Below are 25983 nucleotides of genomic sequence, written 5' to 3'. Positions count from 1 at the left end.
GAAATTTCGGCCGCTTTCGGTCATCGGACAGGAGAGAGACGACTCGTTTCGTCTTCGCGGACCGTCGGCGATGAAAATTTCGGCTTTGGCGTCAACCTTACCGTCGGATATAGATTGCCCTTACGTAGAGGCCACGGTTCTATGCCGCGCTAGCTGTGCGGCATGTGTCTCGAGTTCGTGGGAGTATAGTCATGCGTTTCTCGAAAGTTCTCGCGCTCGTCGGGTCCGCGTTGTTCGCGTCGGTCGGCGCGGCATGGGCCACCGTCCAGATTCACATCGATCTCTCGACCCAGCGGATGCACGTCGAGTCCGCCAAGGGCTCCTACAACTGGCCCGTCTCCACGGCGCGCTCCGGCTATGTGACGCCGCGCGGCGCTTTCGCGCCGACCGGCCTGCAGAAAATGCATTATTCGCGCAAATATCACATGTCGCCCATGCCGCATTCGATCTTCTTCAACGGCGGCTATGCGATCCACGGCACTTATGCGACCGGCGCGCTCGGCCGCCCGGCGTCGCACGGCTGCGTGCGACTCTCGCCCGGCAACGCCGCGGCGCTCTATAAAATGGTGCAGGAGGAGGGCGCGCAGATCTCGATCACCGGCTCCTCGCCGAGCTCCCATCGCTATGCCGCGCAGGGCGGGCAGAAGCGGCATGTCGCGGGCCTTCGTCGTCCGCATCGCGCCGCTCCGGCGCTGGCCTATGCGCCCGGTCACCGCTCTCGCGCGATGGCCTATGGACCGGACGGCCGTTATCGCGGCGTGACCAGCGTGAAGAGCTGGCAGAGCGCGCCGATGATCTATCCGTTCGGCTATTGAGCCGCATCGAAGGGTCCGCCGCCTCGAGAATTCGCGACGAGCCCCTCGGAGGGTCGATTCTCGGGACCCCGGCAGAGAGACGAGATCGTATTGCGGTCCATCGAGCGTGGGGCCGAGAGGCTGGATCGGCGCGCCGGATGCGCGTCGTGTGGGAGCAAGGGCCTTCGAGCGCGGCTCAACCGCCGACGCCGAAGGCGGCGAGCGCCGCCATGTTCACGATGTCGGCGTCGGTCGCGCCGAGCTGAACGATCTGGATCGGCTTGTCGAGCCCGACGACGAGCGGTCCGAGCACGGTGGCGCCGCCCAATTCCTGCACCATCTTCGTCGAGATCGCCGCCGAATGGAATGCCGGCATCACCAGCACATTCGCAGTGTCGCTGAGGCGCGAGAAGGGATAGGCGGCCATCGCCTGCTTGTTGAGCGCGATGTCCGCGCCCATCTCGCCCTCATATTCGAAATCGACGCGCCGCGAGTCGAGCACGCGCACCGCTTCGTGCACGCGCGCCGTGCGCTCGCCCGGCGGATAGCCGAAGGTCGAGAAGGCGAGCATGGCGACGCGCGGCTCGAGGCCGATGCGGCGCGCCAGTCCGGCAGCCTCGATCGCAACGTCGGCGAGTTCGCCCGCCTCCGGCATTTCGGTGATCGCCGTGTCGGCGACGACGACGATGCGTCCGCGCGCCAGCACCAGCGACGCGCCGATCAGCCGGTGCCCGGGCTTCTGATCGACGACGCGGCGCACATCCTCGAGCGCGGTGGAGAAATTGCGCGTGACGCCCGTCACCATCGCGTCGGCGTCGCCCTGCGCCACCATGGCGGCGGCGAAATGATTGCGGTCGTTGTTGATGAGCCGCTGGCAGTCACGGAACAGGAAGCCTTTGCGCTGCAGGCGCTCGAACAGGAACTGCGCATAGACGGCGTTGCGCGAGGAGAGGCGGGCGTTGTGCACCTCGATGAACTCGCCGAGCTCGAGTCCGGCGTTCTTCGCCGTCTGCGCCACGCGATCCTCGCGGCCGACCAGAATGGCGCGTCCGAGCCCCTGTGTGACGAATGACAGCGCGGCGCGAATGACCTGCTCTTCCTCGCCCTCGGCGAAGACGACGCGCTTCGGGTCGCGCCGCACGCGCTCATAGATCGTGTGCATCAGCGCGGCGACCGGATCGCGACGCGCGGAGAGCTCGGCGCGATAGGCGCTCATATCGACGATCGGCCGGCGCGCCACGCCCGAGTCCATCGCCGCGCGCGCGACCGCCGGCGGCACGACGGAGACGAGCCGCGGATCGAAAGGCGCGGGGATGAGATAATCGCGCCCGAAACGCGGCCGCGCGCCCTGATAGGCGTTGGCCACCTCGTCCGGCACGTCCTCGCGCGCGAGCTCGGCGAGCGCATGGACCGCCGCGATTTTCATCTCCATGTTGATCGTCTTGGCGCGCACGTCGAGCGCGCCGCGAAAAATATAGGGAAAGCCGAGCACATTGTTGATCTGGTTCGGATAGTCGGAGCGTCCCGTCGCGACGATGGCGTCGGGGCGCGCGGCGAGCGCCTCCTCCGGCGTGATCTCGGGATCGGGATTGGCCATGGCGAAGACGATCGGATTCTGCGCCATGCCCTTCAGCATCTGCGGCGTCAGCGCGCCCTTCACCGAGAGGCCGAAGAAAATATCGGCGCCCTCCAGCGCCTCCGCCAGCGTGCGCGCGCCGGTCTCGACCGCATGCGCGCTCTTCCATTGATTCATGCCTTCGACGCGGCCGCGATAGACGACGCCCTTGGTGTCGCAGAGAACGACGTTCTGCGGCGCGAAGCCCACCGCCTTGGCGAGATCGAGGCAGGCGATTCCCGCGGCGCCGGCGCCGTTGCAGACGAGCTTCGTATCGGCGATGTCGCGGCCGGTGAGATGCAGCGCATTGAGCAGGCCGGCGGTGGAGATGATGGCGGTGCCGTGCTGATCGTCGTGGAAGACCGGAATATCCATCAATTCGCGCAGGCGCTCCTCGATGATGAAGCATTCCGGCGCCTTGATGTCCTCGAGATTTATGCCCCCGAAAGAAGGACCGAGATAGCGCACGGCGGCGATGAACTGCTCGACGTCCTGAGCGTCGATCTCGAGATCGATCGAATCGATGTCGGCGAAGCGCTTGAACAAGGTCGCCTTGCCCTCCATCACGGGCTTGGCGGCGAGCGCGCCGAGATTGCCGAGGCCGAGGATCGCCGTGCCATTGGTGACGACGGCGACGAGATTGCCCTTGGCGGTGTAGTCGTAGGCGAGCGTGGCGTTCTCGGCGATCGCCAGCACCGGCGCGGCGACGCCCGGGGAATAGGCGAGCGAGAGATCGCGCTGCGTCGACATGGGCTTCGTCGGGACGACGGCGATCTTTCCGGGCCGGCCGCGCGAGTGATAGAGCAGCGCCTCCTTGTCAGTGAACGCCGGACGGTCCATGCGCGGCTTCTCCGCCATTCTCTCCCCTTTCCCGCATCATCGAGAGGCCGCACTCGGCCACAGCTTTGCGACGACAATATGCCGAAGCTTCCGGCGCCGCGGCATGACGCGCCGGCAAATCATGCTATGAGGGCCGCCGTCGCGCCGAACGCCACGAGAGAAGACCATGCCCGATTCCGCCGCAGACGCATTCTTCGCCGCCTGGCGCACCTACCGCAAGATCGTGGACACCAACTACATGTATCACCGCGAGATCGGCGAGCGCGTCGAGGCGAGCCTGCGCGCCGCCTTCGGCGGCGGCGGATTTTCCGTGCTCGATCTCGGCTGCGGCGACGCCTCGACCTTCGCGCCTCGGCTCGCGCGCCTTTCGCCCGCGCGCTATGTCGGTGTCGACCTGTCGGAGACGGCGCTGAGCCTCGCGGCGGAAAATCTGAAGGCGCTCGCCTGTCCCGTCGAATTGCGGCGCGAAGATCTTCTGACGGCGGTCGTGGAGGGCGACGAGCGCTTCGACGTGATCCACACGAGCTTTGCGCTGCACCACCTTCCGACCGAGCGCAAGGGCGAGTTCTTCCGCCGCGCCGCGGCCCGGCTCGCTGAAGGGGGCATGCTGCTGCTGACGGATGTGATGCGCGAGGAGGACGAGTCGCTCTCCGTCTATTTCGATCGCTACACCTCATGGTTGCGGAACGACTGGGGTCTGCTCACCGTGGAGGAACGCGAGGCGACCTGCGCGCATCTGACCGCCAATGATCTGCCCGAGACATTTTCGACGCTCGCGGCTCTGGCCGAGGCGGCGGGCCTCTCGGCCGAGCCGGTCGCCGCCTTCACCTGGCACAAGGTGGCGCATTTCACCCCGCGCGCTGCGTGAGATCGCGCGCCAGCCGCTCCTGCTGCGCGGGGTCCAAGCGCAGGCCCAGCTTGGATCGCCGCCACAGCACGTCCTCGGCCGAACGCGCCCATTCCTCCTCGCGCAGATAGGCGAGCTCCGCCGCGGTCAATCCACCGCCGTAATCGGCGCCGAGGTCCTCCATCGATCGCGCCGTCTCGAGGAAACGCCAGAGCCGCGTCCCATAGGCGTGGGCGAGCCGGCGCGCGAGGCGCGGCGGCAGAAATGGCTTGGCGCGCGTCACTTCGGCGAGAAAGGCGCCGAAACCGCCGGGCCCGATGTCGCCGCCCGGCAGAGTCGCACGCTCCGTCCAGGCGGGACCGAGCCGCGGGAAAAAGGGCGCGAGCGTCGCCACCGCATGTTCCGCGAGCCGGCGCGCCGTGGTGATCTTGCCGCCGAACACCGACAGAGCCGGAGCGCCGTCTTCTCGCGCGAGGTCTAAGGCGTAGTCGCGCGTGACGACGGAGGCTTCGAGCGCGCCGTCGTCATAGAGCGGCCGCAGGCCCGAATAGCTCCAGACGATGTCGTCCGGCCCGATCTTCTCGCGGAAGAAATGATCGACGCTGGCCAGCAGATAGTCGGTCTCTTCCGCGTCGATCGCGACCGGCCCCGGCTCGCCCGAGAAGGGGACGTCGGTCGTGCCGATCAGCGTGAAATCCTCCTCGAAGGGAATGGCGAAGACGATCCGCTTGTCCGGGCGCTGCAGAATATAGGCGTGCTCGCCGCCATAGAGCCGGCGCGTCACGATATGCGAGCCTTTGACCAGCCGCACATGCTTGGACGAGCGCAGGTCGAGGCGCTGCGTCAGCGTCTGCGACACCCAGGGTCCCGATGCGTTGACGAAAGCGCGGGCGCGCACGCTGTCGATGCGGCCGTCGGCGCCGACGATGGAGGCGAGCCAGCCATCGCCGTCGCGGCGCGCGCCGACGAGCTTCGTCCCGATGCGCAGCGTCGCGCCGCGCTCCCGCGCATCGATCGCCTCGAGCGCGACGAGGCGCGAATCATCGACAAAGCAGTCGTAATAGGAGAAGCCCAGGCGATAGGCGCCCTCGAGCGGCGCGCCAAAGCCGGAGGCCGAGAGCGCGACCGTGCGCGAGCCGGGAATGTGCTTTCGCCGCGCGAGATGGTCGTAGAGAAAGAGGCCGAGCCTGACGAGCCAGGCCGGGCGCACCGAGCGCTCGTGCGGCAGGATGAACTGCAGCGGGCGGATGATATGCGGCGCGGCGGCGAGCAGCAGCTCGCGCTCGGCCAGCGCCTCGTGGACGAGACGGAACTCATATTGCTCGAGATAGCGCAGCCCGCCATGAATCAGCTTGGTCGACGCCGAGGAAGTCGCCGCGGCGAGGTCCTTCTGCTCGACGAGAAGCACGCGCAGGCCGCGCCCGGCGGCGTCGCGCGCGATCGCGCAGCCGTTGACGCCGCCCCCGACGATGAGAAGATCGTAAATCATGGCGGCGCTCCTGCGCCGGCCTCCCCGCCGGCGCGCCCGTCAGCATAGCGGCGATTCGGCCGGGGTCCGAGCGCCGCATCCGCCCGGCCGCCGACGCGGTCTCGCTTTGACAAGCGGGGCGACGCCCTGCATTACAGGCGAAACTCCGATTTTCGAGCAGGACCCGCCTTCCGCCCATGAGACCTGAACGCTACGATTTCGCCGCGGCCGAGCCCAAATGGCGCGAGATTTGGGAGGAGCGTCGGGCCTTCGCCTGCGGCGATCCGCAAAAGCCCAAATATTACGTGCTCGAGATGTTCCCCTATCCGTCCGGGCGCATCCATGTCGGCCATGTGCGCAATTATTCGATGGGCGACGTGATCGCCCGCTACAAGCGCGCCAAGGGCTTCGACGTTCTGCATCCGATGGGCTGGGACGCTTTCGGCCTGCCCGCCGAGAACGCCGCCCAGCAGAGCGGCTCGCATCCCGCCGCCTGGACCTACGCCAATATCGCGACCATGCGGGCGCAATTGAAATCCATGGGCCTCTCGCTCGATTGGTCGCGCGAGATCGCCACTTGCGATCCGGCCTATTACAGGCATCAGCAGAAGCTGTTCCTCGATTTCCTCGCGAATGGGCTCGTCGACCGCAAGCAGTCCAAAGTGAATTGGGACCCGGTGGACCACACCGTGCTCGCCAATGAGCAGGTGGTCGACGGGCGCGGCTGGCGCTCGGGCGCGCTCGTGGAGCAGCGCGAGCTGACTCAATGGTTCCTGCGCATCGGCGCATATGCCGACGATCTGCTCGCCTCGCTCGACACGCTCGACCGCTGGCCGGACAAGGTGCGGCTGATGCAGCGCAATTGGATCGGCCGCTCCGAGGGCCTGCTGGTCCGCTTCGCCCTCGCCGGCGATCCGCAGGGCGAGGTCGAGGTGTTCACCACGCGGCCGGACACTCTGTTCGGCGCGAAATTCGTGGCGCTCGCGCCCGACCATCCGCTCGCCCGCAAGGCGGCGGAGAGCGATCCGGCGCTCGCCGCCTTCGCCGAAGAGTGCCGCCACATCGGCACGTCCGTCGCGGCGATCGAGACCGCCGACAAGAAAGGTTACGACACGAGGCTGCGCGTCGTGCATCCCTTCGATCCGCAATGGACGCTGCCGGTCTATGTCGCGAACTTCATCCTGATGGACTACGGCACGGGCGCGATCTTCGGCTGCCCGGCGCACGACCAGCGCGATCTGGACTTCGCGCTACGCTATGGCCTCGGCGCGACGCCGGTCGTCTGCCCCGAGGGCGTCGATCCTGCGAGCCTCGTCATCGGCGAGACGGCCTTCGACGGCGAGGGGCGGCTCGTCAACTCCAGCTTCCTGGATGGGCTGACCGTCGCGGAAGCGAAAGAAGAAGCGGCGAAGCGGCTCGAGGCGGCGCAGCTGCACGACCGTCCGCAGGGCGAGCGCAAGATCAATTACAAGCTGCGCGACTGGGGCGTTTCGCGGCAGCGCTATTGGGGCTGTCCGATACCGATCGTCCATTGCCCCGATTGCGGCGTCGTGCCCGTGCCCGAGGCGGACCTCCCCGTGAAGCTGCCGGAGGATGTGAGCTTCGACAAGCCCGGCAATCCGCTCGACCATCATCCGACATGGAAACATGTCGCCTGTCCGAAGTGCGGCGCGGCGGCGCGGCGCGAGACCGACACGATGGACACCTTCGTCGATTCGTCCTGGTATTACGCGCGCTTCACCGATCCGCACAACGAGTCGGCGCCCGCCGATCCCGAACAGCTCGCGCGCTGGCTGCCGGTCGATCAATATATCGGCGGCATCGAGCACGCCATTCTGCACCTGCTCTATTCGCGCTTCTTCTCGCGCGCTATGCGCGACTCCGGACATGGCGGCGTGGCCGAGCCTTTCGCCGGACTCTTCACTCAGGGCATGGTCGTGCATGAGACCTATCGCGCCGCCTCGGGCAAATGGATCGCGCCCGGCGAGCTGCGCTTCGAGGCGAGCGAGAAGGGACGGCGCGCCTTTCTCGTCGAAACCGGCGAAGAGGTCGAGATCGGCCCGATCGAAAAGATGTCGAAGTCGAAGCGCAATACGGTCGACCCGGACGACATCATCGCGAGCTATGGCGCAGATACGGCGCGCCTCTTCGTGCTCTCCGATTCGCCGCCCGATCGCGACGTCGTGTGGACCGAGGAGGGCGTCCAGGGCGCCTTTCGCTTCGTGCAGCGCGTCTGGCGCCTCACGGGCGAGCTCGCCAATGTGGCGGCGCCTCTCGACGCGGCGGCGCCGGCGGAATTCGGCGCGGCGGCGCTGGACGTTCGCAAGGCGACGCATCGCGCCATCGCCGCGGTCGGCGACAATATCGAGCGCCTGCGCTTCAACACGGCGATCGCACGCATCCGCGAATTCGCCAATGAGCTGACATCCGCGCTCGATAAGATCGAGGCGACGCCGGTCGACGCCGATCTCGCTTTCGCATTCCGCGAAGCGGCGCAGACGCTCGTTCTGCTCATCGCGCCGATGACGCCGCATGTGGCGGAGGAATGCTGGCGCGATCTCGGCCATACCGAGCCGATCGTCGAGACGCCCTGGCCGACCGCGGACGCGGCGCTCGTCGCGCAGGAGACGATCGTGCTGCCGGTGCAGGTCAACGGCAAGAAGCGCGCGGAGATCACCGTCGCCCATGACGCCGCCGAGGCGGTCATCCGCGAGGAGGCGCTGAAACAGGAGGGAGTCCAGCGCGCCATGGACGGCAAGGCGCTCAAGAAATTCATCCTCGTGCCCAAGAGGATCGTCAATGTGGTCGTATGATGGATCGGCGGTCCGCGGTCGGCGGTCGGTCGAGCGAAACGCGGCCGCCTTCTGCCGCTGCGTCGTCCTCGTCGCGGCGCTCTCCCTTTCCGCCTGCAACGGCGTGCGGCCGCTCTATGGTCCGATCGGCTCGGGCGCGCCGCTCGCGGCGGAGCTGCAGGCGGTCGAGGTCGCGCCCATTCCGGAGCGCGCCGGCCATTATGTGCGCAACGAGCTCATCTTCGCCTTCAACGGCACGGGCTCGCAGGTTCCGCCGCGCTATCGGCTGCTCGTCGAGCTGAAAGAGCGCGTGCAGACGCCGATCCTCGACACCGTCACCGGCCGCGCCACTTCGGCGTCCGTCATCGTCGACGCCGCCTATAAATTGATCTCGATCGCCGACGAGACGACGATCACCGAGGGCGTGGCCTTCGGCGTCGCGAGCTACGACCGCTTCAGCAATCGTCTCGCCAATGTCCGCGCCGCGCGCGACAGTGAAATCAGAGACGCGAAAGTGATCGCGGATCAGATCCGCACCCGCATCGCGACCGTGCTGGCGAAGTAGGATCTCCCCTCGTGCGGCAGCGCCGCGCCACGGAACCTCCCAGCATGGCCTCGCGCGCGCTCAGCGCTGATTGGCCGCTTGCTGCGCCTTGGACACATATTGCTCGGTCTGCTCCGAAATCCCCGAGAGCGCCTTGCCCGTCGCCTCGGTCGCCGCCTTGGTGGCGTTCTCGCTCGTCGTCTGCGCAGAGACGAAGGCCTCCTTGGCGAGATTGGAGCAGAGCTCCCCGACCCGCGATGCGCGCGCGAAGAAGTCGCCATAGGCCGCGCGGCAGAATTCGGACTGCAGCTGAATGACGTCGTCGATCTTCTGCACGCGCAGCAGCTTCTCGAAATAGGCGCGGCTATTGTCGAGCGACTGCTTGGAATAGTCGGTCGCCTCGGCGGCGATCGCCTTCAGTCCCCTGGTCGTCGTGCTCGTCGCCGAATTGAAGGCGTCGAGCTGAAATTTTCCGAGCTCGCGAAAATCGTCGAAGTTCAGATTGGCCATTGGACATCCTCCCCGTCGGCGGCGCGGCCGACGTCGCGCGCGCGACTTTCCCCGCCCGGCGATTTTCGGGAAGGATCCCGATGATGGCAAATCGGGGAAACCACGTAGACGCGGACGTCGCCGCGGCCTCGTTCAGATCGTGACCTGAGCGCCGAGCTCGACGACACGGTCGGTCGGAATGGAGAAGAAGTCGGTGGCGTTGGCCGACTGCCGCGTCAACGCCACATAGAGCTTGTCCTGCCAAGGCGGCATCTCCGAACTGGGGCTCTCCTTGATCGAGCGCCGGCCGAGGAAGAAAGAGGTCGTCATGATGTCGTATTTGACGCCCGCCTTGCGCATGGCGGCGAGCGCCGCCGGCACGCGCGGGCTCTCCATATAGCCGTAATGCAGCGTCGCGCGGGTGAAGTCGTGCGAGAGCCTCTCGATCTCGAAGCGCTTCTCCGCGGCGACGCGCGGCGTGTCCTCGGTGATGACGCAGATGACCAGCACGCGCTCATGCAGCACCTTGTTGTGCTTGAGATTATGCATCAGCGCGGTGGGCGCGACCTCCGGGTCGCTGGTCAGGAAGATCGCCGTGCCGGGCACGCGCGTCGGCTTCGACTTGTCCAGCATGGCGATGAGCTCGAGAATCGGGATGGAGTCGCGATGGGTCTTCTCCGAGAGGAGGGCCGTGCCGCGCACCCAGGTCCACATCACGATCATGACGCAGCCGCCGAGCGTCAGAGGAACCCAGCCGCCGTCGACGACCTTCATCAGATTGGCGGCGAGGAAGGTCAAATCGACGGTGAGAAAAGCGCCGATGACGAGGGCCGCGGCCCACAAAGGCCACCGCCATTTGCGCCAGACGACGACGAAGGCCAGTGACGCGGTCGCCACCATGGTGCAGGTGACCGCTATGCCATAGGCGGAGGCGAGCGCGCTCGAGGAGCGGAAGGCCATGACGAGGATCAGAACGCCGACGAGCAGCAGCCCGTTGACGCGGCCGATGTAGATCTGGCCCTCCTGCGTCTCGGAGGTGTGGCGGATGTCGAGACGCGGCAGAAGCCCGAGCTGAATGCCCTGACGCACCAGAGAGAAGGCGCCGGTGATGACCGCCTGGCTCGCGATCACCGTCGCCATGGTCGAGAGAAGGACGAGCGGCAGCGTCGCCCATTCGGGCGCCATCAGGAAGAAGGGATTTTCGACCGCTCCGCGGGTGTTCAGAACCAGCGCCCCCTGGCCGAGATAGTTGAGCAGCAGCGACGGCAGCACGAAGACGACCCACGCGATCTGGATCGGCCGCCGGCCGAAATGGCCCATGTCGGCGTAGAGCGCCTCGACGCCGGTGACGACGAGGAAGATCGAGCCGAGCACCGAGAAGCCGACCCAGCCGTGGCCGAGCAGGAAGGAGATGCCGCGGCGCGGGTCGAAGGCGCGCAGCACATGCGGCGCGTCGGCGATATGCGTCGCGCCGAGCACGGCCATGGTGACGAAGAAGATCGCCATGATCGGCCCGAACAGGGCGGCGACGCGCGCCGTGCCGTGGCTCTGCACCCAGAACAGGGTCACGAGAATGGCGATCGAGATGGGGAAGACGAATTCGCCGAATTTCGGATCGACGATCGAAAGGCCCTCGACCGCCGACAGCACGGAGATCGCCGGCGTGATGATCGCTTCGCCCGAGAACAGAGCGGCGCCGGCGATGCCGATCAGAAAGACGGACCGGGCGCGCCGGCCGAGCGCGTTCTGCGCGAGCGCCATCAGCGACAGGATGCCGCCCTCGCCGCGGTTGTCCGCATGCAGCAGGAAGAACACATATTTCAGCGTGACGGTGAACAGCAGCGCGAAGATCAACAGAGAGATCGCGCCGATGATCGCCTCCTCGCCGAGGCCGGCCGCCTCGGCGTGCGCGAGCGACTCGCGCAGCGCGTAGAGCGGGCTCGTGCCGATGTCGCCATAGACGACGCCGATCGAGCCGATGACGAGCGACAACAGGCCGGAACGGCGGGGCTCCGCCGGCGCGGCCTCGCCGCCCGTGGGCGCCGCGCCGGCGCCGTCGCGTCGCGGCGAGGGGCTCGCCGGGTCCTGCGCAGTCTTGGGATCCATGAAGAAGGCCCTGAGAATTGGGGACGCCCGGCGCGATCGCCGCTCCTCTGGACGGCCGGCGATCCCGGCTCCGCCCACGACGATCCGGCGCGGCGATATACGCCAGCCGCGACGCGATGAGAAGCGGCCGTCGGAAGTTTCTGGCCAAATTCGATTTTGTGGCGGTCGCGCGCGCCCTCTGGCCAGCGCGGCCGTCCGATGCTAAGGCGTGGCCTTGGTGTTCGGCCTCGCCGCGGCAGGCGATGGCCGGGACTCGAACGCTCTCGAGAGATGATCGTCACACTCCTCGCCGGCGCTGGCCTCTTTATCTGGCTCTATCTCCTCGTCGGTCACGGCTCCTTCTGGAGACTCGCCGAGCACGACAGGCGCTTCGCCCCGCCCGGCGCCCGCGCGCCGGCGAGGACCCGCGTCGTCGCCGTCGTCCCGGCGCGCGACGAGGCCGAGGTGATCGCCGCCTCGCTGAGGTCGCTGCTGGGCCAGCACTTCAGCGGCCGGCTCCACGTGGTTCTGGTCGACGACGAGAGTTCGGACGGCACCGCCGACGTCGCGCGCGCGACGTCGGAGCGGGAGGGCGCACCGGACCGTCTCACCGTCCTGCAGGGCCGGACCGAGCGGGGCTGGACCGGCAAGCTCGCGGCGATGAACCGGGGCTTCCGCCATGTCATGTCGCTGCCGCAGCGGCCGGACTATGTGCTCTTCTGTGACGCCGACATCGGCTTCGGGCCGAACCTGCTCGAGCGGCTCGTCGCGGGGGCCGAAGCGCGCGGGACCGTGCTCGCCTCGCTCATGGTCAAGCTGCGCTGCGAAAGCCTCGCCGAGCGCTGGTTCGTCCCTGCCTTCATCTTCTTTTTCCAGAAGCTCTACCCCTTCTCCCGCGTCAACGACCCGGAGAGCCGCGTCGCCGCGGCGGCCGGCGGCGTGATGCTGGTGCGGCCGGACGCGCTGGAGCGGGCCGGCGGCCTCGCCCAGATCCGCGGCGCGCTGATCGATGATTGCGCGCTCGGCGAGCTGCTGAAGAGGGAAGGGCCGATCTGGCTCGGCCTCACCGACGACGCCTGGAGCCTGCGCCCCTACGCCAATTACCTCGACATCGAGCGGATGGTGACGCGCTCGGCCTATGCGCAGCTGCGCTATTCGCCCTGGCGCCTCGCGCTCGCGGTCGCCGGCATGGGACTCGTCTATCTCGCCCCGCCCGTCATCGCCTTTTCCGGCGCCGAAGCCTCCGCCTTTCCGGCCCTCGTCGCTTATCTGCTGATGGCCCAGGCCTATATGCCGACCCTGCGCTTCTATGGCCTCAGCCGGATCGGCGCCTTCGCCTTGCCCCTGGTCGCCGCCTGCTATACGTGGTTCACATTGCTGTCGGCTTGGCGACACGGCCGCGGACGGGGCGGCGCCTGGAAAGGGCGCTATCAGGCGCCGTGACGAGCGAGGACGAGCTTTAGATGAGCGACATCGCCGCCGCCGGATCGGGCAAGGGCCACAAGGACGAGAATTTTCCCGTCGCCTCGACATTCATCGCCCCGCGCCATCGCGCGCCGATCCTCGCCTTTTATGATTTCGTGCGCGCGGCGGACGACATCGCCGACCACGCGACGCTCTCCGCCGCGGAGAAGCTCGCCATGCTCGACCGGATGGAGGCGGCGCTCCTTTCGGGCGGCGAGTCGATCGCCGTCGCCGGGCGGCTGCGCGCGGCGCTCGCCGAGCGCGGCCTGGAGCCGCGCCATGCGCAGGATCTCCTCACGGCCTTCCGCCGCGACGTCACGCAGACGCGCTATCGCGATTTCGACGATCTGATCGACTACTGCCGCTATTCGGCCATGCCGGTCGGCCGCTTCGTGCTCGACGTTCACGGCGAGGACCGCGCCGCGACCTGGGCCGCCAATGACGCGCTCTGCGCGGCGCTGCAGATCATCAATCATCTGCAGGACTGCGCGAAGGATTTTCGATCGCTGGACCGTGTCTATCTGCCGCAGGACGCGCTCGCCGCTCATGGCGCGCGCGTCGAGATGCTCGCCGAGACAGCCGCGCCGCCGCAGCTCGCCGCCGCGCTGCGCGCGCTCGCGCGGCGCACCGGCGAGCTGCTCGAGCAAAGCGCGCCCTTCGCCGAGCGCATCGCCGACATTCGCCTCGCCATGGAGGTGGGCGCGATCCAGCGCCTGGCCGAAACGCTGACGCGGCGCCTGCTGATCGCCGATCCGCTGAGCGAAAAAGTCCACGCCGGCAAGAGCCGATTCATCGCCACGGCGCTCGCGGGCGCGGGCGCGGTTCTGCTGCGGCGGCTGACGCGGCCGCGTTCCCGCGCGCTGGCGGGCGAATCCGCATGAGCGTCGACAGCCTGAGCCTGCTCGCCGACGGCGCGGCGAAGCCCGTCGCCGCCAAGAGCTCCTTCTATCTCGCCATGCGCGTGCTCGAGCCCGAGCGGCGCGACGCGATGTATGCGATCTACGGCTTCTGCCGCGCCGTGGACGATATCGCCGACGAGGAGGGCGACCGCGAGACTCGCCTCGCTGCGCTCGACGATTGGCGCCGCGATCTCGACGAGCTCTACGCCGGCCGCACGCACAAGCGTTGCGCCGATCTCGCCGCGCCGGTGCGGCGCTTTGCGCTCGACCGCGCCGATTTCGAGGCGGTGATCGACGGCATGGCGATGGACGTCGTCGAGGACATCCGCGCGCCGGAATGGGAACGGCTCGACCTCTATTGCGACCGCGTCGCCAGCGCCGTGGGGCGGCTCTCGGTGCGCGTCTTCGGCCTCGCCGAAGAGGCCGAATGCGGAGCGGCCGGCGGGCTGCCGACCAAGGCGCGGCTGCTCGCTTTTCACATGGGCCGCGCGCTGCAGCTCACCAACATCCTGCGCGATCTCGACGAGGACGAGTCGAGAGGCCGGCTCTATCTGCCGCGCGAGGCGCTGGAGGCGGCGGGCGTCACGGATTTCTCGCCCGGCGCCGCGCTCGCCCATCCCGGCCTTCCCGAGGCCTGCGCCGCGGTGGCCGAGCGCGCGCGAAAACATTATGCGGAATCCGAGCTCATCATGCGCGTCTCGCCGCCGCGCGCGGTGAAGGCGCCCTATCTGATGGCGACCGCCTATCGCTCCATTCTGGACCGTCTCGTCGCGCGCGGTTTCGCGCCGCCTCGCGCGCCGGTCTCCGCCTCGCGCGCCAAGGTGCTGCTGGCGCTCATCAAACATGCGCTGACGTGACGGGCGCCGTTCATATCGTCGGCGCGGGCCTCGCCGGGCTCGCCTGCGCCCTGCGCCTTTCCGGCGAGGGGCGACGCGTCGCGCTCTACGAGGCCGCGCGAATCGCAGGCGGGCGCTGCCGCTCCTATCACGATCCGAGCCTCGATATCGTCATCGACAATGGCAATCATCTGCTGCTGTCGGGCAATGGCGCGGCGCTCGATTACGCGCGGCGCATCGGCGCCGCGGGCGAGCTCGTCGGCCCGAAGGAGTGCGTCTTCGATTTTCTCGATACGCGCAGCGGCGAGCGCTGGCGCCTCAGGCCCAACGCCTCGCGCCTGCCCTGGTGGATATTCGTCGCGAGCCGCCGCGTCCCCGGCTCTTCGCCGGGCGATTATCTCGACGCGCTCGCTCTGCTGCGCGCAAAGAGCGGCGCGACGATCGGCGAGACGATGGATTGCTCCGGCGCGCTCTATGAGCGGCTGTGGGGACCCGTTCTGCTGTCGGCGCTCAACACGGAGCCGCGCGAAGCCTCCGCCGAGCTCGCCGGCGCCGTGCTGCGCGAGACGCTCGGCGCCGGCGGCGCCGCCTGCCGTCCGCTGATCGCCCGTCACGGACTCGGCGCGGCCTTCATCGATCCGGCGCTGGCGGTTCTCGCGGCGGCCGGCGTGACGCCGCGCTATGGCGCGCGGCTGCGCGCGATCGAATTCTCCGACAGCCGCGCCGTCGCGCTCGATTTCGGCGAAGAGCGCGTCGCGCTCGGGGACGAGGACGCCGTCGCGCTCGCCGTCCCCCCCTGGACGGCGCAGGAGCTCATTCCCGATCTCGTCGCGCCGGACGAGTTCCGCGGCATCGTCAACGCGCATTTCAAGATCGCGCCGCCGAAAAGCCGACCGCCGCTCCTCGGCATGATCGGCTCCCTGACCGAATGGCTGTTCGCCTTCGAGGATCGACTGTCGGTGACGATCAGCGGCGCCGACCGGCTGATGGACGAGCCGCGCGAGCGCCTCGCGGAGCGCATCTGGGCCGAGGTCGCCGCCGCGACAGGGCTGCCGGGCGAGCTTCCGCCCTGGCAGATCGTGAAGGAGAAGCGCGCGACCTTCGCCGCGACGCCGGCGCAGCAGCGGCGCCGTCCAGATTCCGTGACGCGCTGGCGCAACCTGTTTCTCGCCGGCGACTGGACGGCGACCGGCCTTCCGGCGACGATCGAAGGCGCGATCCGCTCCGGCGACCGCGCCGCGGCGCTCGCCGCGCGAATGTGACGAGCGAGCCCGAGGGTTCGCGGTCCAGCGGCGCGCGCCCAGCCGATCCCGATGCGAGACCGACGCTCTGCAGTGGAAATGCGATCGGCGCGCGGCGCGATAGTGGAAAAACATGAATTCGTCGTCGCCAGCGTGAAGGGGGACCGTCGAACATCGAAATGTCATAGAATAGCCCGCGATCCGAAGCCATGGAGACCGGGCGGCGACGCGCCTGTTCCCGGTTCGGACCAGAGCTTGCCAAGGCCGCGATTCATATTTATTGGTGCGCCGCGTGGCGGAAATTCGAGAGCGACGTCTCGGAAAAATAGGTCGATGCTCGTGGATCGACGCCCCGGCATTTCTTGAAGCTCGGAGGAGGAGCGCGCTGCGATGAACATCACGATGATCGGCTCGGGCTATGTCGGCTTGGTGTCGGGAGCCTGTTTCGCCGATTTCGGTCATGTCGTGACCTGCGTAGACAGCGACGCGTCGAAGATCGAGCGCCTGCTGCGCGGCGAGATTCCGATCTACGAGCCGGGCCTCGACGACCTCGTCGCCTCCAATGTTCGCCAGAAGCGGCTGTTCTTCACAACGGATCTCGCGCCGGCCGTCAAGAGCGCGGACGCCGTGTTCATCGCGGTCGGCACGCCGTCGCGGCGCGGCGACGGCCATGCGGACCTCTCCTATGTCTATGCGGCGGCCGAGACGATCGGCAAGGCGCTCGACGGCTTCACCGTCATCGTCGACAAGTCCACCGTGCCGGTCGGCACGGGCGACGAGGTCGAGCGCATCATCCGCGAGGTCAATCCGAAGGCGGATTTCTCCGTCGTCTCCAATCCGGAGTTCCTGCGCGAGGGCGCGGCGATCGAGGACTTCAAGCGCCCCGACCGCGTCGTCCTCGGCGTCGAGGACGAGCGCGCCAAGGCGGTGATGGCGGAGATCTATCGCCCGCTGAGCCTCAACGCGCCGCCGCTCGTCTTCGTGAGCCGACGCACCTCCGAGCTCATCAAATATGCGGCCAACGCCTTCCTCGCGACGAAGATCACCTTCATCAACGAGGTCGCCGACCTCTGCGAGAAAGTCGGCGCGAATGTGCAGGACGTCGCCCGCGGCATCGGCCTCGACGGCCGCATCGGAGCCAAGTTCCTGCATGCGGGGCCGGGCTATGGCGGCTCCTGCTTCCCGAAGGACACGCTCGCCCTGCTGAAGACCGGCCAGGACTACAGCGCGCCGCTGCGCATCGTCGAGACGGTGGTCGCGGTCAATGACGCGCGCAAGCGCGCCATGGCGCGCAAGGTGATCGCCGCGCTCGACGGCTCGGTGCGCGGCAAGAAGATCGCGCTGCTCGGCCTCGCCTTCAAGCCCAACACCGACGACATGCGCGACGCGCCCTCGCTCGCCATCGTCGCCTCGCTCGTCGGCGACGGGGCCAAGGTGCACGCCTATGATCCCGAGGCGACGAGCCAGGCGCGCCCGCTGATGCCCGAGGTCGTCTTTCACGAGGACGCCTATGCGCCGATCGAAGGCGCCGACGCGCTGGTGATCGTCACCGAATGGGACGCGTTCCGCGCGCTCGATCTCGAGAAGGTGAAGAGCCTGCTCAAGACGCCGATCATCGTCGATCTGCGCAACATCTATGGCGTCGACGAGGTGCGCAAGCACGGCCTCACTTATGTGAGCGTCGGGCGCGCCTGACGTCTCGCCGGAGCGGCGGGCCGCCGAGCCCGCCGCCGCAGGAGGCCCGAGCCGCAGATGACGCAGGCTTGCTCGAAATTGCGCGTCGCCCATGCGGGCGGCGTCGCGCGCATCCTCATCGACAACGCCGAGCGGCGCAACGCTTTCGATTTTTCGATGTGGCGGGCGCTGCCCGACATTCTCGCTGCGCTCGACGCCGACGAATCGGCGCGCGTCGTCGTGCTCTCCGGCGCGCCGTCCCTCCCCTTCTGCTCGGGCGCCGATATTTCCGAATTTTCGACCGTTCGCGCCACCGCCGAAGGCGGACGCGCCTATGAAGCGGCCAATGTCGAGGCCTTCGACGCGCTGTCGCAACTGGGCAAGCCGGTCGTCGCCGCCATTTCCGGCTTCTGCATGGGCGGCGGCATGGGGCTCGCGGCCGCCTGCGACCTGCGCATCGCCGCCGAGGGCGCGGTGTTCGGCATTCCCGCCGGCCGGCTCGGCGTCGGCTATCCGCCCGAAGCCATGCGCTATGTAGTGGCGGCGGTCGGCGCGCAGACCGCCATGGATCTGTTCTTCACCGCCCAGCGCATCGACGCCGAGGAGGCGCGCGCCGCCGGCTTCGTCTCGCGCGTGTCGCCGAAGGAGGGCTTCGACGCCGCGATCGACACGATCGCCGCCGGAATCGCCGCCAATGCGCCGCTGACCCTGCGCGCCGCCAAGGCGGCGATCCGCCGCGCCGCCGCCCTGCCGCACGCGCTCTCCGCCGAGGCGTGCGAACAGCTCGCCGCCGCCTGCTTCGACAGCGCGGATTACGTAGAAGGCCGCACCGCCTTTCTCGAGAAGCGCGAGCCGCGGTTTCGCGGGCGATAGAGCGAGCCCGAGCTTTCGGCGGTTGGAAAAGTCCGCTCATGACGCAAAGCAGACGCTGCAAGTCGTCGCGGACGACCTGTTGTCGCAATGATCTGGGAAGCGCCAGCGCACTCAACGCATCTGTTCGTCGAGCCAATCCAGCGCTCTTCGATTGAGAAGCGAGCGGTTCTGCATTTCGCAATGATTTCCCGCGCCTTCCGCCGCGGTGAAACGCAGGAGGGTCTTCGGGCAGCGTAACGAGTTGAAAAACATGCCCGCATCCCTGGCGAGCGTATCGTTCTCGGCCTGTGTTATCAGCGTCGGACACCGAATGAGTTCGGCACGACCTTCCATGGTGAACAACTCGACCGAGGCGAGGTAGGCGCGCAGATCGGCGACCCCGTGTGTCCAGAAGCCGCGCTGAACGACCTTCCAATACATCTGGCGATTACCACGGATGAACGCATCCGCTCGGTCGATCACCGCCTGATCGAGTACGCCGAGATCCTTCGCGGCTTCCGGAGGAAGGCCAAAGATCCGGGCGAACACACTGCGAAAGCCGTTGGCGATGTTCCAAGTGCCCGGATCGGCTATAAGAGCCGCAATCCGGGGTTCGCCAGACGCTCCACGTGGCGCCAGATGCCCGCCAAGGCTCCAGCCGGTGAGCGCGATACGCGCCCGATCGACCAGTGGCAAAGTCGTCGCGAAATCGACCACCGCCTTAATTACCACTTCCCAGTCATGCCGCAGCGGAACGCCGTGTTGGTAAAGCATTGCTCCTTGGCCTGGCCCGTCAAACAGAAGGGCGTGATAGCCGCGCCTTGTCGCGGCCACCGCCGATCCGAAATACATATCCGTCATTGTCCCATCATAACCGTTGTTGAAAATGACGAGCGGTCGCACGTCCTCCTCGAAGCCCTGCGCCGGTAGGAGATAAGCTGGCAGCGGCGTTTCGCCGAAGGGAATGCTGATCGGATCAAGGGTCGGTCGTTGAGACAAAGGCCGCGGTCGAGAGCCGCAACCTGCCGCGAGGAGACGCGGATCGACAGGAGCGCCATAGAGCGGATGATAGGATGCGCCGTAGAAGGCGCTTGCCCGAAGATAGAGTTCGCGAGCGCCGGCACGGTTGCCTTTCGCCAGCATCGTGTCAGCTTCGGCTTTCATGCGATCGGCGGCTTCATTCCAGATTCCAGGCGATAAAGTAAGCGCTGTCATCGCCGCCGGCCACGGTTTCGGCAATGGCGCGGACCTCTCCGAAATCCGCGCCACCATAGGGGATGTAACCGAGCGGTCAGGTACCAAATTCCTCATGCAAATCGTCTTGAAATACCCTCACTGCCATCCACGTATCTCCAGTAGAAAATCGAAATGCCCATGCTCTCAGCGCCGAGAGTGAAGCACATCTCGACTCAAATGACCATCGCGACCGGCTACTGCTTCTCCGACCGATAACGATAATATGTCGTTCTGGGCGCAAAGCTCTAGGGTCGTCGACGCACTGCATGTGTCGGTCTGATGCCGAACTCAATGTCCGCAATTGTAAAGGTTTTCGGATGCCGGCCCTTTGCGAGCACGCGCCGTTGCGCAGCCGTGGGGCCGGCATCCGAAAACCTCCAAGGAAGGAAACCGCGAGTCGGAAGGGCGCCGTCGCCGTTGCGAGCTATGGGGATTTATGCGTCGGCGGGGAACCTCGACGAGGCGTCGGAATGACCGTCACCACTGTCACGGTCGATTTCGAGCGACGGAGCAGCGCGAAGGGGCTGTCTTCGTCGGCGATGGCATCGGAGTTTTCGCGGCGGGGACGGTGATGGACGACGCCCAGAGCAGATTTGTGCGAGCGGCGTCGCAGCCGTAGAGCGATCTGCGGCGACAAAGGGCGCGGATGCGAGGCCGGGAATGACGTGATCGAGATCATGAGCTGTCGATCCTGATCTTCGAGAACGAAAAACCGCGCGAAGCGCGTCCGCCTTCGAACGTCTCGACGACGATCATGCGGCCGCCGCAGCATGGACATGGATGTGCGAGGATTCTCGGCTCGGGCCGGGCGGCGGCCTCGCAGCGCTCGTTGTCACGCTCACGCGGCGCCGCGGCGTCGAGCAGCTCGCGCGCGCGGGCGATGTTTTGGGCGCGAACGCCGCTGGCGAACAGGCCGTAATGGCGAATGCGATGAAAGCCCGTCGGCAGGACATGGATGAGGAAGCGGCGGATGAACTCGCCGTTCGAGAGCCGCATAACCTTTTGCCGAGCGCGGCCCTCGGCGCGGTAATCCTTGTATTTGAAGGTGACGCACTCCTTCGTCATGCGTTGCTCCTGTCTGAAGCAAGGTTGCTAACCCCGTGAACTTCAGACAGTTCGCCGACCACCCGTTACCCGCAGCCCGCCCGAAACGCCGGCCGCAAACTACCGCGAGAGCGGTTTAGTTCTATGGCGCAAAGGAGAAGCTCAAACCCTTTCCTCACGCCCGCCTGCCGTCGGCGTGAGCTTCGTGGTAGAAGTTACGACCACCCTGTGCAGCGAATCGATTTGGCGATCACTCTCCTTCATACAGCCGACTGGCATCTCGGCGCGCAATTGCAGGGCTGGCCGCGCGAGGCCGAGCATCGCAAGGCGCTGGCCCGGCTCGTCGCCGTCGCCGCCGAGCGCGAGGTCGATGCGGTCGTCGTCGCCGGCGATATTTTCGACAGCCTCAACCCGCCGGCCGAGGCGCAAAAGCTCCTCTATGACTCGCTGAAGGCGCTGCGCGCTGCACGGCCCGCCGCGACCATCGTCCTGCTCGCCGGCAATCATGATCCGGGAGGGCGCATAGAGGCGCCGCGCGCGCTGTTCGATCTCGTCGGCGTCGTCGGCGTCGGCGCCATCGCCCGGCGTGATGGCCCGATCGACGCCGACATCCACCTCGTTCCGCTGCGGAGCGCCGGCGGCGCGATCGAGGCGCATCTCCTCGCCGTCCCCTATCCGCGCGCCGCCGATCTGCCGGTCGTCGAGCGCGAGGTCGAAGGCTCGGCGATCGTCCACGCCGTGCGGGCGCTCTATGGCGAGCTCATCGGCGCCGCGCGGGAAAAGATCAGCGAGGCGCCGCTCGTCGTCACCGGCCATCTGCATGTCGCAGGCGGACTCGAATCCGAGGGCGCCGAGCGCCGCATTCTGGTCGGCGGCGAGCACGCCGCGCCGCCGGACCTGTTTCCCCCGGACGTCGCTTATGTCGCGCTCGGCCATCTGCATCGCCACCAGTGGGTCGGGCGTGAGAGCGTGCGCTATTCCGGCTCGCTCTTCCCCATGTCGAAGGCCGAGATCGATTATGATCACGGCGTGACGATCGTGACGATCGACGGCGGACGCACGCGGATCGAGCATGTTCCCCTGGAGCGGCCGACGCCCTGCCTGCGCCTGCCCGTACGCGGCGCCCTCGCGGCGAAGGAGGTCGAGGCGGCTTTCGCCGCGCTCCGCCTCGACCCCGCGCTTGCGCTCGACGAGCGGCCCTTCGTGCATCTGACCGTCGCGGCCGAGGGCCCGATCGTCGGCCTCGACGCGGAGATCGGCGCGCTCGCCGAAAAATACCCGATCCGCCTCGCCTCTCTCGCGATCGAGCGGCCGCAGCGCGCTCCGGCCGCGCCGGGGCCCGCGGCGCTGCGCCTCTCGGAGCGCCGGCCGGTCGATCTGTTCCGCGAGGCCTTCGCCATCGCCCACAGAGCCGAGCCGACGCCGGAGCATCTCGCGCTGTTCCACGCCGCCGCGGCGGAAGAATAGATGCGCATCCTGACGATCCGCGGCGAAAATCTCGCGAGCCTCGCCGAGCGCTTCGAGATCGATTTCGAGGCGGAGCCGCTGCGCGGCGCCGGGCTCTTCGCCATCACCGGCGAGACGGGCGCGGGCAAGTCGACCATTCTCGACGCCCTCTGCCTCGCGCTCTACGACGCTTTTCCGCGTGTGACGGCGCAAGGAGTGAACGAGGGCGTTCCCGATCCGAGCGGCCAGATCATGAGCGCCGCCGATCCGCGCTCCATTCTGCGGCGCGGCGCCGGGCGCGGCTTCGCCGAGGCGGATTTCATCGGCCGCGACGGCGAGCGCTACCGCGCCCGCTGCGAGCTCGCGCGCGCGAGGGGGCGGGCGACGGGCAATCTGCAGCAGCGCATCCGATCGCTGCATCGTCTCGATTCCACGGGCGCCGTGATCGCGGCGGTCGCCTCCGGCGTCGAGCCGGTGAAGGCGAAGATCGTCGAGTTGACCGATCTCACTTTCGAGCAGTTCCGCCGCACGGCGCTGCTGGCCCAGGGCGATTTCGACGCGTTCCTGCGCTCGGATTCGAAGGAGCGCGCCGATCTGCTCGAGAAGATCACCGGCGCCTCGATCTACGGCGAGATTTCGCGGCGCGTGCATGCGCGCGCGAAGGCGGCGCTGGACGAGCTGCAGCACTTGCGCCGCCGGCGCGAGGAGGTCGGCCTCCTCGGCGAGGAGGCGCGCGCCGCGCTGGAGACGGAGCGCGGCGAAGCGGAGGGCGAGCGCATCGCGCTCGCCGGCGAGCGCGAGAGCGCTCTCGCTCTGCTGCGCCGGCACGAAGCCATCGCGCAGGCGGAAATGCGTCTGGAAGAGGCCGTCGCGCGCCGCGACCGCGCGACGGCCGCGCTGGAAACGCTGGAAGAGACGCGCGAGCGTCTGCGCGCGATGGAGCGCGCGGAGCCGCTGCGGGCGCCGCTCGCGCGGCGCGCCGACACGGCTGTGGCGCTTCGAGGGGCGAAGGAGACGGACGAAGAAGCGCGCGCCGCCAGCCTCGCCGCTGCGGCGGCGCTGGAGCAGGCGATTCTCGCCGAGGCGGCCGCGAGCCGGGCCCTCGAGACGGTCGTCGCAGAGACCGACGCCTTCGGCCCGCAATGGTCCGAGGCGGAACGGCTGGACGCGCAGATCGCGACCGCCGCACGGGAGGCGGAAGAGTCCGATCGGGCCGCACGCGCGGCGGAATCGGCCGCGCGCGAGAAAGCGGCGCACGAGGCGCGCCTCGCCGCCGAGACGCGAGCGGCGAAGGCGGAGAGCGAGGCGGCGAGCGAAGCGCTGGAGCGCCTGCGCGAGGCCGAGCCGCTGCATACGCGCTGGAGCGAGATCGAGCGCGCCCTCGCCGATCGTCGCGATGCTGCGACGTCGCTCGCGGACGGCGCCGCGCGCCTCGCGGCGCTGGACGGCGCGGCTGCGGCCGCCGGCCGCGAGATCGAAGCGCTCGACGAGGCCGATCGTACGGATGACGCACAATGCGCGACGCTCGCCCGGCAGATCGAAGAACGCCGGAGCGCGCTGGCGGCAATGAAGGAGGAGGAGATCGGGCGCCGCCGGCGCGCGCTCGACGAGGCGGGACGGCTGGCGTCGCGCCTCGGCGCGGAGGCGCAGCGCTGCGCGCGGGCGCAGGACGCGCTCGCGCGGGCGGCGCGCGACCTCGAGGACCAGGACGCCGCGCAGGAGCGCGAGCGGCGCGCGCTCGACGCGGCGAGCGCCGCCCGCGCCATCGCCGAAGCGCGGCGAGCAGAAGTGGAGCGGCTCGGCGAGATCGCCGATGCGGCTGTCTCCAAGGCGGCGCTGGCCCTGCGCGCCAGCCTCGTTCCGGGCGCGCCCTGCCCCGTCTGCGGCGCGCGCGCGCATCCGCATGCGGATGCGCGCGAAGCCGCCGACGCCGTCATCGTCGGCCTGCGCGAAAGGCGCGACACGCTGCGGCGAGAGATCGGCGAGATCGAGACGATGATTGCGGCGTCGAGCGGGCGGCTCGAGGCCGCCCATGAGCGCGGCCTCGACGCGAGACGGCGAAGCGACGAGGCGCGCGCCGAGCGCGAGGACGCGCGCGCGCGCTTCGACCAGCTGCGCGCGCAATGGTCGGAGGGCGTCGCCGCGGCGCAGGCGCCTGCGATCGACGACGCGCCGGCGCTCGCCGCCCTCGCCGAGGCGATCGAGCGCGAAGGCGCGTCGCTCGACGAGACGCTCGAGCGCGCGCGCCGGCTGCGCGTCGACATCGACACACTGCGGCAGAAGAATGATCGGCTGCTCGCCGCGCTCGGCGATCGGCGCCGGCTGCGCGACGCGGCGCGGACGCGGCTCGCCGAGGCGCGCGAGGAGACGGCGCGGCTCTCGGCCACGCGAGACGCCGCGACGGACGGGCTGCGCGCCGTCGACCGCGCTCTCGCGCCTTTCCTGCCTCTCTGCGAGCTGACGACCGCCGATCTCGACCGCGATCTCGCCGGCGCGACGCGCCGTCTCCAAAAGACCGGCGACGCCTTTCACCGCGCGCGCGAGCGCGTCGCCCAGGCGGAGCGCGCGCTCGCGGAGCTGTCGCAGCGGTTCGCCGGCCTGAGCGTCGAAGCCCGAGCTTGCGCCGGCGCCGCCGAGGGCGCCCGCGCCGATCGGGAGAAGCGCGACCGCGCGCTCGCGGAGCTGCGCATGCTTCGCTCCAGCCTCCTCGGCGGCGAGCCCACGGCGAGCCATCGCGCGCGCCGCGAGGAGCGGCGCGCGGCCACGCAGCAGGCGCGTGACGCCGCAGCGCGCAAACGCGCGGAGATGGATGCGGCCAAGGTCGGCGCCGATCGCGATCTCGTCCACGCCGCGGAAGCGCTCGCCAGGACTCTCGCTCGAGCCGAGGACGCCGCGAAGGCCTGCGCCGAAGCGTTGGCGGCGGCGGCGATCGACGAAGACCGGGCGCAGGCGCTTCTGAACGTCCCCGCGCAGGAGCGCGCCGAGATGCGCGCGCGGCTCGAGGCCGCGCGGACCGCCGCCGCCGCCGCCGCGACCGAGGCGGACGCGCGCGCCCGCGATCTCGCGGAGGCGCTCGCCGCCGGCCGCCCCGAGGACAGCGTGGAACTGCTGAAAGAGCGGCGCGCGTACGCCGAAGCCGAGCAGCAGGCGCTGGCGCGAAGGCTCGGCGAGATCGGCGCGACGCTCGCCGCCGACGACCTCGCGCGCGAAAAGGCGGAGACGCTCCGTCTCGAGATCGCCGCGGCCGAGGCGGCGCAGAAGAGCTGGGTGGAGGTCGACGCCGCCATCGGCTCGGCGACCGGCGACAAATTCCGCCGCTTCGCGCAGAGCGTGACGCTCGAGCGTCTCGTCGCGCTCGCCAATCGCCATCTCGAGGCCTTGACGCCGCGCTACCGGCTGGAGCGCTCGGCGAGTGAGATCGCCGATCTCGGCCTCCAGATCGTCGACCGCGACCTCTGCGACGAGCGACGCTCGACGCGCTCGCTCTCGGGGGGCGAACGGTTCCTCGCTTCACTCTCTCTGGCGCTCGGCCTCTGCAGCCTCGAGGGACGCGACTCCTTCGTCGACACTCTGTTCATCGACGAAGGCTTCGGCACGCTGGATCAGGCGACGCTCGACGTCGCGGTCGACGCGCTGGAGCGCCTGCAGGGCCAGGGACGCAAGGTCGGCGTCATCAGCCATGTGGAGTCGCTGCGTCAGCGCATCGCCGTGCAGATCAGGGTGGAGATGCGCGGCGGCGGCCGCAGCGCGGTGCGCATCGACGCGCGCTCGGCGCTGCTCGTTTGAGCCGTCATTGCGAAGAGCGAAGCGACGAAGC

General features: G+C 68.5%; 18 protein-coding genes and 1 pseudogene. 12 read left to right on the top strand and 7 right to left on the bottom strand.

Annotation, left to right across the window (positions count from 1 at the left end):
* Nucleotides 1-191 precede the first annotated feature (191 nt).
* Nucleotides 192-815 carry a L,D-transpeptidase gene (locus tag AC6IW9_RS10695; RefSeq protein WP_497772349.1) on the top strand — a complete coding sequence of 208 codons (624 nt, stop codon included), beginning with the start codon at nt 192-194 and terminating at the stop codon, nt 813-815.
* Nucleotides 816-990: 175 nt separating this feature from the next.
* Here AC6IW9_RS10695 and AC6IW9_RS10690 read toward each other — a convergent pair whose 3' ends face one another.
* Entirely contained in the window at nt 991-3267 is a 2277-nt protein-coding gene (locus tag AC6IW9_RS10690) for an NADP-dependent malic enzyme (RefSeq protein ID WP_497772345.1), read from the bottom strand.
* Between the two features lie 148 nt (nt 3268-3415).
* On the opposite strand from AC6IW9_RS10690, the gene AC6IW9_RS10685 reads away from it, so the two are divergent.
* On the top strand, nt 3416-4117 hold the full coding sequence (locus AC6IW9_RS10685; RefSeq protein WP_497772344.1) for a class I SAM-dependent methyltransferase: 702 nt from the start codon (nt 3416-3418) through the stop codon (nt 4115-4117).
* Here the strand turns inward: AC6IW9_RS10685 and glpD are convergent.
* A complete protein-coding gene (gene glpD, locus AC6IW9_RS10680) occupies nt 4098-5585 on the bottom strand; it encodes a glycerol-3-phosphate dehydrogenase (RefSeq protein WP_497772343.1) in 1488 nt (495 codons plus the stop codon). The two genes, AC6IW9_RS10685 and glpD, sit on opposite strands and share 20 nt — an antisense overlap.
* Before the next feature lie 176 nt (nt 5586-5761).
* Between glpD and leuS the strand changes: the two genes are divergently transcribed.
* On the top strand, nt 5762-8377 hold the full coding sequence (gene leuS, locus AC6IW9_RS10675; RefSeq protein WP_497772342.1) for a leucine--tRNA ligase: 2616 nt from the start codon (nt 5762-5764) through the stop codon (nt 8375-8377).
* A complete protein-coding gene (locus tag AC6IW9_RS10670; RefSeq protein WP_497772341.1) occupies nt 8364-8921 on the top strand; it encodes a hypothetical protein in 558 nt (185 codons plus the stop codon). Before leuS ends, AC6IW9_RS10670 begins: the two co-directional genes overlap by 14 nt.
* 60 nt (nt 8922-8981) lie before the next feature.
* Here AC6IW9_RS10670 and AC6IW9_RS10665 read toward each other — a convergent pair whose 3' ends face one another.
* Both AC6IW9_RS10665 and AC6IW9_RS10660 read right to left on the bottom strand, forming a co-directional pair.
* Complete coding sequence (locus AC6IW9_RS10665; RefSeq protein ID WP_497772340.1) at nt 8982-9410, bottom strand: phasin family protein; 429 nt, start codon at nt 9408-9410, stop codon at nt 8982-8984.
* A 132-nt stretch (nt 9411-9542) separates the two neighbouring features.
* A complete protein-coding gene (locus AC6IW9_RS10660; protein ID WP_497772339.1) occupies nt 9543-11495 on the bottom strand; it encodes a potassium transporter Kup in 1953 nt (650 codons plus the stop codon).
* 270 nt (nt 11496-11765) lie between these two features.
* On the opposite strand from AC6IW9_RS10660, the gene AC6IW9_RS10655 reads away from it, so the two are divergent.
* The 6 genes from AC6IW9_RS10655 to AC6IW9_RS10630 all read left to right on the top strand — a co-directional run bounded on the left by AC6IW9_RS10655 (nt 11766) and on the right by AC6IW9_RS10630 (nt 18461).
* Nucleotides 11766-12917, top strand: a complete 1152-nt coding sequence (locus tag AC6IW9_RS10655) for a glycosyltransferase (RefSeq protein ID WP_497772338.1) — start codon at nt 11766-11768, stop codon at nt 12915-12917.
* A gap of 20 nt (nt 12918-12937) precedes the next feature.
* A complete protein-coding gene (hpnC, locus tag AC6IW9_RS10650) occupies nt 12938-13819 on the top strand; it encodes a squalene synthase HpnC (protein WP_497772337.1) in 882 nt (293 codons plus the stop codon).
* A complete protein-coding gene (gene hpnD, locus AC6IW9_RS10645) occupies nt 13816-14694 on the top strand; it encodes a presqualene diphosphate synthase HpnD (RefSeq protein ID WP_497772336.1) in 879 nt (292 codons plus the stop codon). The genes hpnC and hpnD overlap by 4 nt, the downstream gene beginning before the upstream one ends.
* The gene (hpnE, locus tag AC6IW9_RS10640; protein ID WP_497772335.1) at nt 14691-15935 is read left to right on the top strand and encodes a hydroxysqualene dehydroxylase HpnE; all 1245 of its coding nucleotides are present in this window, start codon (nt 14691-14693) and stop codon (nt 15933-15935) included. Before hpnD ends, hpnE begins: the two co-directional genes overlap by 4 nt.
* 369 nt (nt 15936-16304) lie before the next feature.
* Nucleotides 16305-17609, top strand: a complete 1305-nt coding sequence (locus AC6IW9_RS10635) for a UDP-glucose dehydrogenase family protein (protein WP_497772334.1) — start codon at nt 16305-16307, stop codon at nt 17607-17609.
* 57 nt (nt 17610-17666) lie between these two features.
* On the top strand, nt 17667-18461 hold the full coding sequence (locus AC6IW9_RS10630; RefSeq protein ID WP_497772333.1) for an enoyl-CoA hydratase: 795 nt from the start codon (nt 17667-17669) through the stop codon (nt 18459-18461).
* A 111-nt stretch (nt 18462-18572) separates the two neighbouring features.
* Here AC6IW9_RS10630 and AC6IW9_RS10625 read toward each other — a convergent pair whose 3' ends face one another.
* The 3 genes and pseudogenes from AC6IW9_RS10625 to AC6IW9_RS10615 all read right to left on the bottom strand — a co-directional run.
* Nucleotides 18573-19604, bottom strand: coding sequence for an alpha/beta hydrolase family protein (locus AC6IW9_RS10625; RefSeq protein WP_497772332.1), 1032 nt, complete (start codon nt 19602-19604; stop codon nt 18573-18575).
* Nucleotides 19605-20100: 496 nt separating this feature from the next.
* The gene (locus tag AC6IW9_RS10620; RefSeq protein WP_497772331.1) at nt 20101-20355 is read right to left on the bottom strand and encodes a hypothetical protein; all 255 of its coding nucleotides are present in this window, start codon (nt 20353-20355) and stop codon (nt 20101-20103) included.
* Nucleotides 20352-20735, bottom strand: a pseudogene (locus AC6IW9_RS10615) (transposase); the annotation flags it as partial. The pseudogene AC6IW9_RS10615 and the gene AC6IW9_RS10620, both read right to left, overlap by 4 nt.
* A gap of 213 nt (nt 20736-20948) precedes the next feature.
* On the opposite strand from AC6IW9_RS10615, the gene sbcD reads away from it, so the two are divergent.
* Together sbcD and AC6IW9_RS10605 are read left to right on the top strand one after the other, a co-directional pair.
* Nucleotides 20949-22187, top strand: a complete 1239-nt coding sequence (gene sbcD, locus AC6IW9_RS10610; RefSeq protein WP_497772330.1) for an exonuclease subunit SbcD — start codon at nt 20949-20951, stop codon at nt 22185-22187.
* Nucleotides 22188-25952: an AAA family ATPase gene (locus tag AC6IW9_RS10605; protein ID WP_497772329.1), complete on the top strand. Its 3765-nt coding sequence runs from the start codon at nt 22188-22190 to the stop codon at nt 25950-25952. It begins immediately after the preceding gene.
* Nucleotides 25953-25983: the final 31 nt, after the last annotated feature.

The sequence above is a fragment of the Methylosinus sp. shoA genome, from assembly GCF_059718125.1.
Note: the sequence above shows the minus strand (reverse complement) of the source record. Positions and strands in the feature narration are given on the sequence as shown.

What these genes read in the sequence shown, in the direction of transcription:
- AC6IW9_RS10695 (WP_497772349.1), top strand. Translation starts at nt 192, where the DNA reads ATGCGTTTCTCGAAAGTTCTCGCGCTCGTCGGGTCCGCGTTGTTCGCG.
- AC6IW9_RS10690 (WP_497772345.1), bottom strand. Translation starts at nt 3,267, where the DNA reads ATGGCGGAGAAGCCGCGCATGGACCGTCCGGCGTTCACTGACAAGGAG.
- AC6IW9_RS10685 (WP_497772344.1), top strand. Translation starts at nt 3,416, where the DNA reads ATGCCCGATTCCGCCGCAGACGCATTCTTCGCCGCCTGGCGCACCTAC.
- glpD (WP_497772343.1), bottom strand. Translation starts at nt 5,585, where the DNA reads ATGATTTACGATCTTCTCATCGTCGGGGGCGGCGTCAACGGCTGCGCG.
- leuS (WP_497772342.1), top strand. Translation starts at nt 5,762, where the DNA reads ATGAGACCTGAACGCTACGATTTCGCCGCGGCCGAGCCCAAATGGCGC.
- AC6IW9_RS10670 (WP_497772341.1), top strand. Translation starts at nt 8,364, where the DNA reads ATGTGGTCGTATGATGGATCGGCGGTCCGCGGTCGGCGGTCGGTCGAG.
- AC6IW9_RS10665 (WP_497772340.1), bottom strand. Translation starts at nt 9,410, where the DNA reads ATGGCCAATCTGAACTTCGACGATTTTCGCGAGCTCGGAAAATTTCAG.
- AC6IW9_RS10660 (WP_497772339.1), bottom strand. Translation starts at nt 11,495, where the DNA reads ATGGATCCCAAGACTGCGCAGGACCCGGCGAGCCCCTCGCCGCGACGC.
- AC6IW9_RS10655 (WP_497772338.1), top strand. Translation starts at nt 11,766, where the DNA reads ATGATCGTCACACTCCTCGCCGGCGCTGGCCTCTTTATCTGGCTCTAT.
- hpnC (WP_497772337.1), top strand. Translation starts at nt 12,938, where the DNA reads ATGAGCGACATCGCCGCCGCCGGATCGGGCAAGGGCCACAAGGACGAG.
- hpnD (WP_497772336.1), top strand. Translation starts at nt 13,816, where the DNA reads ATGAGCGTCGACAGCCTGAGCCTGCTCGCCGACGGCGCGGCGAAGCCC.
- AC6IW9_RS10635 (WP_497772334.1), top strand. Translation starts at nt 16,305, where the DNA reads ATGAACATCACGATGATCGGCTCGGGCTATGTCGGCTTGGTGTCGGGA.
- AC6IW9_RS10630 (WP_497772333.1), top strand. Translation starts at nt 17,667, where the DNA reads ATGACGCAGGCTTGCTCGAAATTGCGCGTCGCCCATGCGGGCGGCGTC.
- AC6IW9_RS10625 (WP_497772332.1), bottom strand. Translation starts at nt 19,604, where the DNA reads ATGAAAGCCGAAGCTGACACGATGCTGGCGAAAGGCAACCGTGCCGGC.
- AC6IW9_RS10620 (WP_497772331.1), bottom strand. Translation starts at nt 20,355, where the DNA reads ATGATCTCGATCACGTCATTCCCGGCCTCGCATCCGCGCCCTTTGTCG.
- AC6IW9_RS10605 (WP_497772329.1), top strand. Translation starts at nt 22,188, where the DNA reads ATGCGCATCCTGACGATCCGCGGCGAAAATCTCGCGAGCCTCGCCGAG.